A 12,407-nucleotide genomic window follows, 5' to 3' on the forward strand; every position below is an offset into this window, starting at 1 on the left:
TTGCATCATAATGGTGTAAAGTGGTGCAACTTAGCCAACGGAACTCATGATGACAATCGGCAGGAATAAGGAAGGGGCAAGAGCGAGGGGCGATGCGGCGGTTCGTGCCTCGGTGAGCTTCCCGCCCGAGTTGTATCGTCTTCTCGAACACATCGCCTTGCAGAAGAAGGTCTCCATCGCTTGGGTTATCCGCGATGCTGCCGAAAAGTACGTCTCCGATCAATTGCCGAATGCGGGTTAATGCTGAACCAGAGCGAATAAGCTTGAATTGCAAGCAGGACATGGGGATGATGCAAAACGATATGACACGATCTCAGGCGCTCAATCAAGCGCTGAAGCAGCCGAATGGCGCGCGTTTTTATCGCTGCGCTCTTCAGGTTAACCCGTTTGCTTACCACGGTCGCCATGCCAAGCGGTCCGCGTTTCAAAACGAGGCGGACTATAACGCCGCGATCATCGAGGCTTGTCATAACAATGGCATCGAAGCGATTGCCATCACTGATCACTACCGCGTTAGTGATTCCTTTGGCCTAATCAATGCGGTTCGGGCGGCTGGCATTTTCGCGTTTGGCGGCTTCGAGGCGGCAACCAGTGATGGCGTTCATTTTCTATGCCTCTATGATCCTGACAAAGACAATCTCCTGGAACGTTTTATTGGCGAAATGGGCGTGCGCGATCACGCAGCGCTCTCACCACTAGGCGACAAGAACTGCCTTGATCTACTGGCCCGCGTACACCATCAGGGTGGCATCGCAATCGCCGCCCACGTCGCCGCAGACAACGGCCTGTTGGCTACCCTTGAGGGGCAGCCGCGCATGAATGCGTGGAAATCCGCTGATCTCTACGCCTGCGCCCTGCCTGGAGCAGTTGACGACGCTCCGCAAAACGTGCGCGCCATCTTGGAGAACAAGGATACGGCGCATAGGCGAGAACGACGCGTCGCCATTATCAATGCATCCGATGTGAACAGCCCAGAGGAATTGGCTGAGCCACGATCAAGCTGCTTTATCAAAATGTCGGCTCTGTCGGTGGAGGGCCTACGTCAAGCGTTTCTTGATCCAGACTCTCGGATACGCCTGCACAGCGCTCCCCACCCCGAGCCCCATGCCGAGTTCATCGCCATGACTTGGGAAGGCGGATTCCTTGACGGAACGCGCCTGCATTTCAACGGCAACCTGAATGTGCTGGTGGGGGGGCGGGGCACGGGGAAATCGACGGTCATCGAGAGCCTTCGCTACGCACTTGCCATCGATCCCATTGGAGAAGAGGCAAACAAGACCCACCAAGGCGTTCTGAAGCACGTCCTGAAAAGTGGTACCAAGATCTCGTTGCTCGTGCGGTCACATCATCCCGCCAGGCATGATTACACGATCGAGCGGACGATACCCAACCCGCCTGTGGTCAAGGACGAGCTTGGTAAGGTTCTAAACCTGTCGCCTCTTGATGTGGCACCGGGCGTTGAGATATTCGGCCAACACGAAATCTCTGAACTAACCAAGAGCCGACAGAAGCTTACGCTCCTGTTGGAGCGATTTGTCGAGCGTGATCCGAATGCCGGCGCCCAAAAAGCGAAATTGCGCCTGGAACTCGAACGGTCACGCGGCCGGATCGATGATGTGCAACGGGAAATCAAGCTGATCGAGGAGCGCCTTAGCCTTTTGCCGAGCCTGGAAGAAACGCAAAAGCGATTTCAGGACGCTGGTTTGGAAGAGCGATTGAAGGAGAAGAGTCTCCTAGTACGGGAGGAGCGAATTTTGGGGACCATCAAAGAAAGGCTGTCTCCAGTTTCGACGTTGCGCGAGGAACTGGCCGGACTTCTGCCGATCGATACTGCTTTCCTATCCGCCAAGGCGTTGGAAGGCCTCCCGAACCGTGAGATGCTGCTAGAGGGTGCAGCGATTCTCGACCAGGTGACCGTGCAACTTCAAACGATTGCCGGACAGATCGAACAGGCGCTTTCCACCTCCGATATTAACCTGTCGGCCCTGCGTAGCCGTTGGGACGAACGCAAGCAAACAGCAGAAGCCACTTACCAAGCCCTCTTGCGCGAACTTCAGAAGTCCAAGATTGACGGCGAGGAGTTCATCCGTCTGCGCCGGCAGATCGAGGAATTAAGGCCGCTTCGGGAAAAAAGGGAAGCGCTCACTCGTGACTTGGTCGCGTACGAGCAGAATCGGCGCAACTTGCTCGATGAGTGGGTCAACCTTCAGTCCGGCGAGTATCGCGCCTTGGAGAAGGCAGCCAAGCGTGTCTCCAAAATGCTGTGTGGCCGGGTGCGGGCCGCGGTTACGATGGGCGGCAATCGTGAGCCGCTAGAAAAGCTTTTGCGTGATGAAATTGGCGGAAATCTTGCAGCACTGCTGGAACGCTTAAAAAGCCGCGATACCCTGTCGCTGTTGGACTTCGCGCAACGCTGCCGTGAGGGTAAAGATTCGCTCGTCAGTAACTACAGCATTCCGCCCGCCGCTGCTGAGCGCCTTGCCCAGGCAGGGCCTGATATTTTCATGCGGCTGGAAGAGCTGGAGTTGCCCGCGACTACCAAGATGGAGCTAAACACCTCCTCCGAAGGCGGCCCGGAAACGTGGCAAACGATTGAGGCCCTCTCGACCGGCCAAAAGGCAACGGCCGTTCTCCTGCTTCTGCTGTTGGAGTCGGAAGCCCCTCTCGTCGTAGATCAGCCCGAGGACGATCTCGACAATCGCTTCATCACGGAAGGCGTTGTGCCGACAATGAAGGACGAAAAGCGTAAGCGACAATTCGTCTTTTCGACGCACAATGCCAATATCCCAGTGCTTGGCGACGCCGAGCTAATTATCGGCCTTTCGACCGGCGTTCAAAATGAGGCTGTTCAAGGGCGCATCAACGAACGGCACGTGGGCTCGATTGATATGGCGCCCGTGCGCGAGATGGTGGAAGAAATCCTTGAAGGCGGTAAGGCCGCTTTTGAGATGCGCCGCCAGAAATATGGATTCTAGATATGACCATGACCCACACCGAATTGCTTGAAATCATCCGCAATGGCGAAAGCTCAGGCGTCGAATTCAAGCGTGACGATATTCAAAACCATGACTTGGCGAAAGAACTCGTCGCCTTCTCCAACCTTGAGGGCGGGATCGTCTTGTTGGGGGTTGAGGATGACGGAAGCATCAGCGGCATCACGCGGCAACGCCTAGAAGAGTGGGTTATGACAGCCTGCCGAGACAAAATACGACCAGGGCTGATTCCGTTCTACGAGCAGATCAAAGACGTTGAGCCGGGAAAGGACGTTGCGATTGTGCGTGTTTCACGCGGATTTGATGTTCATACCCTTTGGCACAACAACAAGAATGCGTATTTTATTCGAGTTGGAACCCAGAGTCGCGAGCCAACTCCGGAGGAACTCGGCCGGCTTTTCCAGCAGCGTGGCAGCTTCCGTGCCGAACTGCGACCCGTATCCGGCGCAACCTTGGACGATTTGGACATGCGGCGTCTATCGAATTATTTCGTATACGTGAGAGGGCAAGATGCGCCGGATATCAATGATGAATCTGCGTGGAAGACCTTACTCTTTAATACGGAGATCATGGTCGAGGACGGTATTACTGTTTCTGGCGTTCTTCTGTTCGGCCGGACACCAAATCGATTCCTGCCACAAGCCGGCATCGATGCCGTCGCTTATCCGGGCGTAGAAAAAGACTACGCGGCCCGTGAAAGAGCTGCTTTGCGGGGACCTATGTCTCCTTTGCTAAACAATGCCGACGAGATCGTTGATGCCGGTCTTGTGGAGCAAGCCATTGCATTCGTCCAACGCAATACGCCGATTGGCGGGCAACTCGAGGAAGGCGGCGCGCGGCGCGAAAGCCGCCCGACCTATCCCGTCGAGGCTGTTCGCGAGGCGATCGTTAACGCCCTGGTGCATCGAGACTATTTGCTTTCCAGCACCGATATTGAGCTTTCGATCTATGAGGATCGGCTAGAAGTCACTTCTCCCGGCCGCTTGCCTAACGGCATTACACCCGCACGAATGCTTACTGGCTGCCGCGCCGCGCGAAATCAACTTCTCAAAGACATTATGCGCGACTACGGATACCTTGAACATTCCGGCATGGGTGTTCCGCGCAAAATTGTGAAATGTATGCGAGAACACAATAGGACCGAACCAGAACTGATCGAGGATGGAGAACGTTTCACTGTTCGACTTCTCCGGTAATCCGGACGGCCGGTGAGTGATCCATTCTGTCATAGTGGAATGCAATGATGAGCATGGTATTTTTAGTGATACGGGATGTGGATGTATGTGCAATAGCAAGCGAGTAGCAGTGAGCCAAAAAGTTGGACAAGATTCGGATAGCGTTATGGCGCGCTCAATATGAGGTCGGACAGGGGTGTTCATCTTGAGCGCGCGCCTACTGGGACCGATTAACGCCCCGATCAACTTCATGGGGCAATCGACAGCTATACTTGAGAGCGGTCATTGCCAAAGCCCGAATCCGAACGACGCTTCCGGGTCGTTCACGGTCCTCCGTCGTCGCCGGTAACGGTTGTCGGTGTAGCGAACAACAATTACGAGGACCAAGGGCAGCGTAACGCGAAGACTCTGATGCAGATCCTCGGCGGCGACGCAATTCAGCCTTGAACGCCAGCAGGCAGCAGTCGGCCAACTGCGGTCAGTCACCGTCAATGGCTGGATTGCCGACAATCGGCTCGCCAGCAATGCAGGTGACATCGCCTCTCTTCACCGCCCAAGCTAGGATTGCACCAACAGCGCGGGCATCCCACCTCCAATATCTCCGAAGTCCGCCTCGGAAAATATTAGCCTTCTTGCAGACGAGACAATGACACTCCCTTCCCGCATTCCTCTTGTTCAAGCTCCGATGGTCGGTTCTCTGAGCCCCCTTGCAATTGCGGTCAGCCAGGCAGGTGGCCTAGGTTCGCTTGCTTGTGCAGCGCTCACTCCTGCGCAGCTACGCGAACAGATCGGCGCAATTCGCGCGGAAACGTCAGCTCCGTTCAATGTGAATTTCTTCTGTCACGTCTCGCCGAGCCTGGATGAGGAAGCTGAAGCGATATGGCTCGAATTACTCGCCCCCTATTACAGGGAAGTCGGCCTTGATTTGTCCGCTGCCCAAAGAGGACCGGGCAGAGCGCCTTTCAATGAGTCCATGTGCGATGTAATCGAAGAGACCAGGCCACCTGTGATCAGCTTCCACTTCGGGCTGCCTGACGAGGGCCTGCTTGCGCGGGTGAGATGTACCGGTGCGATGATTGTGTCTTCTGCGACGACGGTCGACGAGGCGCGCTGGCTTGAGAGTCGCGGTGTCGACGCCATCATCGCGCAGGGCGCAGAGGCCGGCGGCCATCGGGGCATGTTCCTCACCACAGATATCACTGCGCAACCCGGCTTATTTGCGCTTTTACCGCAGATCGTGGACGCGGTGAGCGTACCTGTTATCGCAGCGGGCGCGATTGCCGACGGAAGGGGGATTGCAGCAGCCTTTGCTCTTGGCGCGAGTGCCGTGCAGTTGGGAACGGCCTACTTGATGACGCCTCAGGCTGGCAGGTCCGGCATTCACCGCGCAGCCTTGCGAACCGCGCGTGACGACATGACACGGCTGACTAATCTTTACACGGGTCGGCCGGCACGTGGATTGATGACCCGCTTCATGCGCGAACAAGGACCGATGAGCGCGGTCGCACCGACATTTCCGCTGGCAACCGGTGCAGTGGATCCGCTTCGCGTCGCGTTCGAGAAAAGTGGATACAGCGATTTTTCGCTTCTCTGGGCGGGCGAAGCGGCAGCATTGGCGCGCGAGGAGGATGCCGGGCTTTTAACACAGCGGCTCTGGGAGGAAGCGCTGAAATGCGCGTCCGGTCTTCGTTTGTAGGAGAGTGTGAGCCAGAGGCGCCAGGATCCGGGCATACGCGTGCAGACGCCGTTCACAGCGCTTTCGTCCGGCGCCACACAGGTTCTAAAGACAACGCGTCCAGAGCTCTACTGTGGGTACGATCCGGACCGGTCCCATCGGCTTCTCAGCGGGCGCAACGAGATGCCAGTCTGTGGAGACTGTGTGCACCCGGTAGCCTAGCAGCTGTCGACGTGATCCTCGTGAATGTCTGTTATCGAGAAAGCTGAGGGTGTACTGTGGGTCGGTTTCTGCCGATAGTCGTCAAGCAGAGGTCGGCCAAGATCGTTCACCGGTTCACGACCAGCGCTCCTTCGCTCGTGCTACGATCACGGAGCCTGACTGAAGTAACGAAAGCAGGCCTTGATCCGCCCCACGGTTAACCGTATAAACCTCCATTCGAACAATGCACGCAGCTGCCTGGCCTCCCTCGAAAATGCACTGAAAGCCTGTGTCGATGCGGTAATTGCATCGACGCTGGCGTTCGTCCCGGGCCTGTGAACAACAGTCCGGTGATGTCGCTCGAATCGAATTTCTTGCCTCTAGATTCGTGCGATTGCATTTTCATGAGACCACAACATGCGTATTTTCAATACGATGGCGGCTCGCGCCATCCCGCTCGTTCCTCGTGCACTGATCCGTAAGATTTCTCGCCGCTACATTGCCGGCGAAACGCTAGTCGACGCCCTCGCGCGCATCCACGCGCTCGACGCAAAAGGCTTCCGAACAACCATCGACGTCCTGGGCGAGACTGCGTCCTCTTTGGATCAGGCAGAGTCGATGACTCGCGATTATCTCGATCTCGTTCAGGCGCTCGGTGCGGAAAATATGCGCACCGAGTTGTCGATAAAGTTGACCGCGCTGGGGCTGCATCTCGACGAAAACGCGTGCCTGACGCGTGTCTCGAAGATTTTGCGGGCGGCGGCGCCGCACGGAATCAGCGCGTGCATCGACATGGAGGACGTCAGTTGCACCCAGAAAACGCTCGACGCTTTCTGCAGGCTCGAAGCCGAGGGGTATCCAGTCGGTATCGCACTACAGGCATATTTGACGCGGACGAACACGGACATTGTCTCGCTGCAGGCACGCAAAAGCTCAATGCGCATTTGCAAGGGAATTTATGCAGAGGCAAACGAGCATCTCGTTGACGGCGCATCGAGAGACCGTGCTGCGATCAATACCCACTTCGTTCGGCACGTTTCGAGCGCAATACAGGCGGGGGCATTCGTAGGTATTGCAACGCACGATGCCCAATTGATAGATGCGCTGATCGATTGGCTGCAACGCGAGCGGATTGACAGGTCACGATTCGAGTTCCAGATGCTACTAGGGGTATGCGAACCGCTGCGCGACGGTCTGCTTGCGCAAGGTTTCAACGTGCGCGTCTATGTGCCATACGGTCATGACTGGTATGGCTACAGCACCCGGCGAATCAAGGAGAATCCGCGCATTGCGGGATATATCGTGGCGACGATGATAGGTAGCGCTCGAGCGGGGTGGTAGTTTCGGCAGAGCGAGCGGAGCGGGACCGACCAAATCGTTGATCCCGCTTCGATGTTAATCGAGGCTGACCGTAAAGCCCCGGCCAGCCGCTAGCGCGGTCTATGTTTCGAACGGCCACTTTCGATAAGTCCGGACGGCCGTTGTGGGGTCGTTCACTGTCCTCCGTCGTCGCCTGTAACGGTTGTCGGTGTAGAGAACAACAATTACGAGGACCAAGGGCAGCGTAACGCGAAGACTCTGATGCAGATCCTCGGCGGCGACGCAATCCAGCCTTGAACGCCAGCAGGCAGCAGTCGGCCAGGAACGGACGGTCGACGCCCTCGGTAAGATCGCTGACAATTTACGACCTGCGTCTGCCGAAAGAAGGGGTCGACCGAGAACTCATCCGGCATCACGCTTCAATTGTCTAGAAATCCCTCTTCACTCAGGACGCGCTGGACCGTTGACCTATCCCTGACACGTTCGTACCAAGCCTGCAGGTGACGGTGCAAACTGAAATCAACGTTCGCGTTGTACACGGACTGCATCCATGTAGCCTTACCCCAGCCCGTTAGCGCGAACAGATAGGCGTCGGCGATGGTGAAAACGTCTCCCATTAGAAACTGCTTCCCAGCGAGCTGCTGATTAATCCACTCGTACCTGCTTTCGAGCTTTGGCCTGGCGGTATCGACCCATCTGCCCGCCGCGACAGCATAGAGCAATGGGATGAAGCCTTTATGAACTTCAGAAGTCAGAAAATTGAGCCATTCAAGCATCCGGTAGCGTTCTCTCGTGCCGTGGGCGGGTGCCAATCCCGACTCGGGGCGCTGATCGGCAAGATACTGCGCGATGACAGGTCCTTCACGCAGAAACGTACCATCGTCTAGCTGCAAGAGCGGTACGTATCCCAGTTCGGCAAGATCGTAGTAGCTAGTTCCGTCATCCAATAAATGCTTGCGGGCATTGACCTTGATGATTTCCGTATTCAACCCGGTTTCCTGCAAGACGATGCAAATCGCTTGTGAGCAACTACCGGGTGCGTGATATAGCTTCATGCGTTTTTCCTCATGACCGAAAACATGTACCGCCACGTGTGTGGGGTGGAAACTAATATCGCCCATCGAGGATAAAAAGAGAAGAAGGCAGAATTTTGTGGTATAGGTGCGTATTCCACGCAAAGAGAACAGCCATTCGACGGCAAAGTGAATCGTGATTCCACGGCAAAGTGAACAAGGATTCCACGCCATCGCGAACAAACGGAGCGCAGCGACGCGGGACCTTTACCTTTTTACTCGGACTGCGGCTTTGCGGTCAATCGACTGCGCGTCTTGCGCAGCGATTCGCCCGCGAGCGTGATGCGATGAGCGTTGTGCACCAGCCGGTCAAGGATCGCGTCGGCGACAGTGGGTTCGCCGATCGCCTCATGCCAGTGGTCCACCGGGATCTGGGAGGTAGCGAGCGTGGAGCGGTGCCCGCGACGGTCGTCAAGAACCTCAAGCAGATCGCGCCGCGCGGAATCAGTCAGCGGCGCCATTGCCAGATCGTCGAGAATCACGAGATCCGTCTTGGCAAGTTGGGCGAGCCATCGCGCGTAGCGCCCGCTGCCGTGTGCGATCGCCAGTTCCTCGTTCAGTTTCGGCACGCGCAGATAGCAGGCGGAGAACCCCTGGCGGCACGCCTGGATGGCGAAGGCGCAACCCAACCAACTCTTGCCGAGCCCGGTCGGGCCAACCAGGATCAGGTTCTGCCTCTCCCGAAGCCACTCACCGGTCAGCAGTCGGGCGGTGAGCGCCCGGTCCAGGCCGCGGGCGGTGCGATAGTCGATGTCCTCGGGCGAAGCGTCGGGGACCTTCAGTCTGGCCCGGCGCAGCCGGGCCGCCGTTTGTCGCGAGTCACGTTCACTGGATTCACGCTCGACCAGCAGCCCCAGACGTTCTTCAAAGCCCAGTCGGTCAATGCCGTCCTGGGACTGTTGCTCGGCAAGCGCCGCCGCCATGCCGGGCAGGCGCAGCGCGTGCAGTTTGTCGACAGTGGGATGATGCAGCATATAGACTCCCTTTCAGCTTCAGTGGTAGTACGAAGGCCCGCGCACGTTGGCATGCACAAGCGGCAGGTCGGCCTGCCCGGTGGCAGGTTCGGGCTCCCGGTCCAGGCCGTTCTTCAGCGTCGAGTCAATGAACCTGTAGTTCGGCGCTTTCAGATCGATCGCGCGGCGGCAGGCAGCTTCGAGCCGGTCGCGTCCGTAATCCTTGCCCATGCGCAGCACACCCAGGCAGGTGCGATACGACTGCTGGGGGTGCTTGCGGGCACCCAGCAGGTGCTGGATGACAGCCGCCGTATGCGGGCCGATGTCGGCGGCCCAGTTGCGCAGCCGCTCCGGGTCCCAGCCCTTGGCGACCGCCAGGTGCTCCGGCGGCATGTGCGCGTCGATCGTGGTGTGGTAGCGACGGCGAGCGCTTTTGCCGTGAGCGGCAATGCGTTGGCCGCGATGGAAGATCTCGACGGTGTTGATCGTGTGGCGCACGTCGACCTGTTCGCGCGCGTAGCGATATGGGACCGAGTAATAGTGCTGATCAAGTTCAACGTGATAGTCAGGGCCGATACGCGCGACCTTCCACTCAGCGTACTGATAGGGCTGCTCGGGCAAGGGCCTGAGTGCCGGACGATCGATTTCGTCGAAGACGCTACGGCGGGAGCCGGGCAGTTTCTTGAAGGGCCGGTTGTTCAGATCGCCCAGTAACGCGGCGACCGCCCGGTTGGCCTCGCCCAGGCTGAAGAAGCGCTGGTTGCGCAGGCGGGCGAGGACCCATCTCTGCACCAGGAGGACCGACAGCTCTGCTTTCGGCTTGTCCCTCGGCTTTTTACTGCGAGCCGGGATCACAGCCACGGAGTAATGCCTGGCCATTTCCTGGTAGGTTGGATTGATGTCCGGATCGTAGAACCCCGGCTTGTGGACGCCCGATTTTAGATTGTCGGGCACCAGGATCTCGACCAGGCCGTCATAGAACGCGAAGGCGCGCACGTGCGAGCCGATCCAGTCGGGCAACTGCTGGGTCCAGGTGAGCTCAGCGAAGGTAAAACCGGACACGCCGAGCGCGGCGACGAACAGTTCAGCCTCGCGGACTTCACCGGTGTCCGGATTGATGATGCCGAGCTTCTTGCCCGAGTAGTCGACGAACAGCTTCTGGCCCGGCACGTGCGTTTGCCGCATCGTGACAGGAAGCCGCTGCGCCCATTCCTGGTAAGCCTTGCAGAACCAGCTATAGCCGCAGCCGTCCGGATGCTGCGCCTTGTATTCCTGCCACAGCAGATCGAGCGTGACGCCTTTCCTGCCGATCTCGCGATGCACCGCCGGCCAGTCCGGCATGCCGCGCGTTGGCTCGCGCCGTGCCGGCGGCGGATACAGTCTCGCCTCGAGCGCCGCGTCGTCCGTCAGCAGTTCCGGTGGCAGGGGCCAGCCCAGCCCCGCCAGCCGCGTGCGGCGCAGGTAATGCCACACCGTCGTTGTCGAGGCACCGACCGCGTCGGCGATCTCCCTCTGGTTGCGGTCACACTCGAAATGCAGCCGCAGCACTTCCCTGATTTTGCGCATGGTCAACCTGACATTTGCCATTCGGCACTCCCGACAAAACTGTCGATCGTGCCACCGTTGACCCGCGTCGCCGCCACCCCGAAACCGTGTTCGCGATGGCGTGGAAACCCTGTTCTTTTTGCCGTGGAATCGGCATTAACTTTGCCGTGGAATTCGTGTTCTTTTTGCCGTGGAATCCCTGTTCACTTTGGCGTGGAATATTCAGTATAGGTACAAAAAATATACTTAAGCGGGAAAAAGCAATGAAGATAAGCGCAACAGGGTGTTCAGTTGAAGAGGCAATGCGCTTGCTGGGTGGTCGCTGGCGCCTGCTGCTGGTGTCATATTTGCTGAATGGGCCAAAGCGGTTCAACGATCTGCGCAGGGATGTCCCGGGAATATCGCAGCGCATGTTGACGCTTGATTTGCGTGCACTCGAACAGGTCGGCCTGGTCCAACGGACAGTGTTCGCCGAAGTGCCGGTAAAGGTGGAGTACCAACTCACCGAGGATGGGCAGCGGCTAAAGCCTGTCGTCGACGTCATGCGCGACTTTGGACTTTGGCTTAAGACCCGCCCTGAACTGGAACCTGAAAGTCCAGCGCTCGAATCTCTCGAGGAGACACAAGCAGTTGCGCCTCCGAACAGTGCTTGATTTCCGAACGTCCGTTGTTGGCAGAGGCGAGGGGCTGCTCAGGGTCGGGTACGGCAGTTCAGTTGCCCGGATTCTGCCACCTCCTTCCATTCGATAACCGCTGTGGTAGAAGGAGACTTCGCGAGAAGTCGATAGACGCCCGTCCGCTCATCCTCTGATCCTGTGCGAGGATCGACCCGTCTGATGTCCGGCGGCAGGAGCGGCGGCATAAGCCGCGCCATTGCCGCCGCGCAAGCCGGTAACATGCGAATAGCGCAGAATAGGATCGTGAGCATCTTCAAACGCGCGTGAGAGGAAGTGGCGCCCGATTTCGGTCGTTATGGCCTACGCGTTAGCGACAACCTCGTTGCAGAGAGCCCAATGAAGAAAGGAAAGACGAAACGTACCCGCCATGATGCCGAGCGCCTTTTCGAGGGTCTGCCTAATGGGAACGTGAAAGTATCGAGCCGGCCAGAGAACCCATTCGATGCAGGGGTGTTCGACGAGGTCGAGCGCGTCGACGACGAAGCCAAACTCTGGAAAGACAACCTCATTACTCTTCCGATGGCGATCGAGTTGCCTGCTGCCTACGAGTCGGTATCTCGCATGCGCGAGTCGATGGCGAGGGCCGAGAAAGTACTCACTGTAGCCACTGACCGCAGGGGTCTCATCGCCCAGCTTGTAGTGACTGAAGAACTTCGCCTGCAGATCCGACAGCAATTCGTCGATGTTTTCCTTTTTCCATTTGTACTCACGCTGGTACTCGTCGATGGAGAACGACTGGCTTTGCAGCAACCGCTGTACGCTTCGGTAATGCGGTGCAATGGTGCTCATGGCGTA

General features: G+C 57.8%; 9 protein-coding genes and 2 pseudogenes. 7 read left to right on the forward strand and 4 right to left on the reverse strand.

Annotated features, from left to right (window positions below):
• Positions 1–46: 46 nt before the first annotated feature.
• From OKW30_RS36080 to OKW30_RS36100, 5 genes are all read left to right on the forward strand, one after another.
• Positions 47–241 (forward strand): CopG family transcriptional regulator, encoded by a 195-nt coding sequence (locus tag OKW30_RS36080; RefSeq protein WP_429348977.1) that lies wholly within the window; start codon positions 47–49, stop codon positions 239–241.
• 22 nt (positions 242–263) lie between these two features.
• Positions 264–2,975, forward strand: coding sequence for a TrlF family AAA-like ATPase (locus tag OKW30_RS36085; protein ID WP_429348978.1), 2,712 nt, complete (start codon positions 264–266; stop codon positions 2,973–2,975).
• Between the two features lie 2 nt (positions 2,976–2,977).
• A complete protein-coding gene (locus tag OKW30_RS36090) occupies positions 2,978–4,189 on the forward strand; it encodes an ATP-binding protein (protein ID WP_429348979.1) in 1,212 nt (403 codons plus the stop codon).
• Positions 4,190–4,814: 625 nt separating this feature from the next.
• A complete protein-coding gene (locus tag OKW30_RS36095; RefSeq protein ID WP_429348980.1) occupies positions 4,815–5,864 on the forward strand; it encodes an NAD(P)H-dependent flavin oxidoreductase in 1,050 nt (349 codons plus the stop codon).
• A gap of 597 nt (positions 5,865–6,461) precedes the next feature.
• Positions 6,462–7,385, forward strand: coding sequence for a proline dehydrogenase family protein (locus tag OKW30_RS36100; protein ID WP_429348981.1), 924 nt, complete (start codon positions 6,462–6,464; stop codon positions 7,383–7,385).
• 398 nt (positions 7,386–7,783) lie between these two features.
• On the opposite strand, the gene OKW30_RS36105 is transcribed toward OKW30_RS36100, so the two are convergent.
• The 3 genes from OKW30_RS36105 to istA form a co-directional block, all read right to left on the reverse strand.
• A complete protein-coding gene (locus OKW30_RS36105) occupies positions 7,784–8,419 on the reverse strand; it encodes a glutathione binding-like protein (protein WP_429349226.1) in 636 nt (211 codons plus the stop codon).
• A 233-nt stretch (positions 8,420–8,652) separates the two neighbouring features.
• Positions 8,653–9,411 (reverse strand): IS21-like element helper ATPase IstB, encoded by a 759-nt coding sequence (istB, locus tag OKW30_RS36110; RefSeq protein WP_429348982.1) that lies wholly within the window; start codon positions 9,409–9,411, stop codon positions 8,653–8,655.
• 18 nt (positions 9,412–9,429) lie between these two features.
• Positions 9,430–10,977: an IS21 family transposase gene (gene istA / locus OKW30_RS36115; RefSeq protein ID WP_184071870.1), complete on the reverse strand. Its 1,548-nt coding sequence runs from the start codon at positions 10,975–10,977 to the stop codon at positions 9,430–9,432.
• A 221-nt stretch (positions 10,978–11,198) separates the two neighbouring features.
• Here istA and OKW30_RS36120 point away from each other — a divergent pair, with 221 nt between their 5' ends.
• Both OKW30_RS36120 and OKW30_RS36125 read left to right on the forward strand, forming a co-directional pair.
• On the forward strand, positions 11,199–11,588 hold the full coding sequence (locus OKW30_RS36120) for a winged helix-turn-helix transcriptional regulator (RefSeq protein ID WP_429349227.1): 390 nt from the start codon (positions 11,199–11,201) through the stop codon (positions 11,586–11,588).
• 360 nt (positions 11,589–11,948) lie between these two features.
• A pseudogene (locus OKW30_RS36125) lies at positions 11,949–12,215 on the forward strand (hypothetical protein); the annotation flags it as partial.
• 36 nt (positions 12,216–12,251) lie between these two features.
• Here the strand turns inward: OKW30_RS36125 and OKW30_RS36130 are convergent.
• Positions 12,252–12,401 (reverse strand): annotated as a pseudogene (locus tag OKW30_RS36130) (GmrSD restriction endonuclease domain-containing protein); the annotation flags it as partial.
• Positions 12,402–12,407 lie beyond the last annotated feature (6 nt).

Origin of the sequence: Paraburkholderia sp. Clong3, from assembly GCF_050436485.1 — a bacterium.
GTDB classification, from domain to species: domain Bacteria; phylum Pseudomonadota; class Gammaproteobacteria; order Burkholderiales; family Burkholderiaceae; genus Paraburkholderia; species Paraburkholderia tuberum.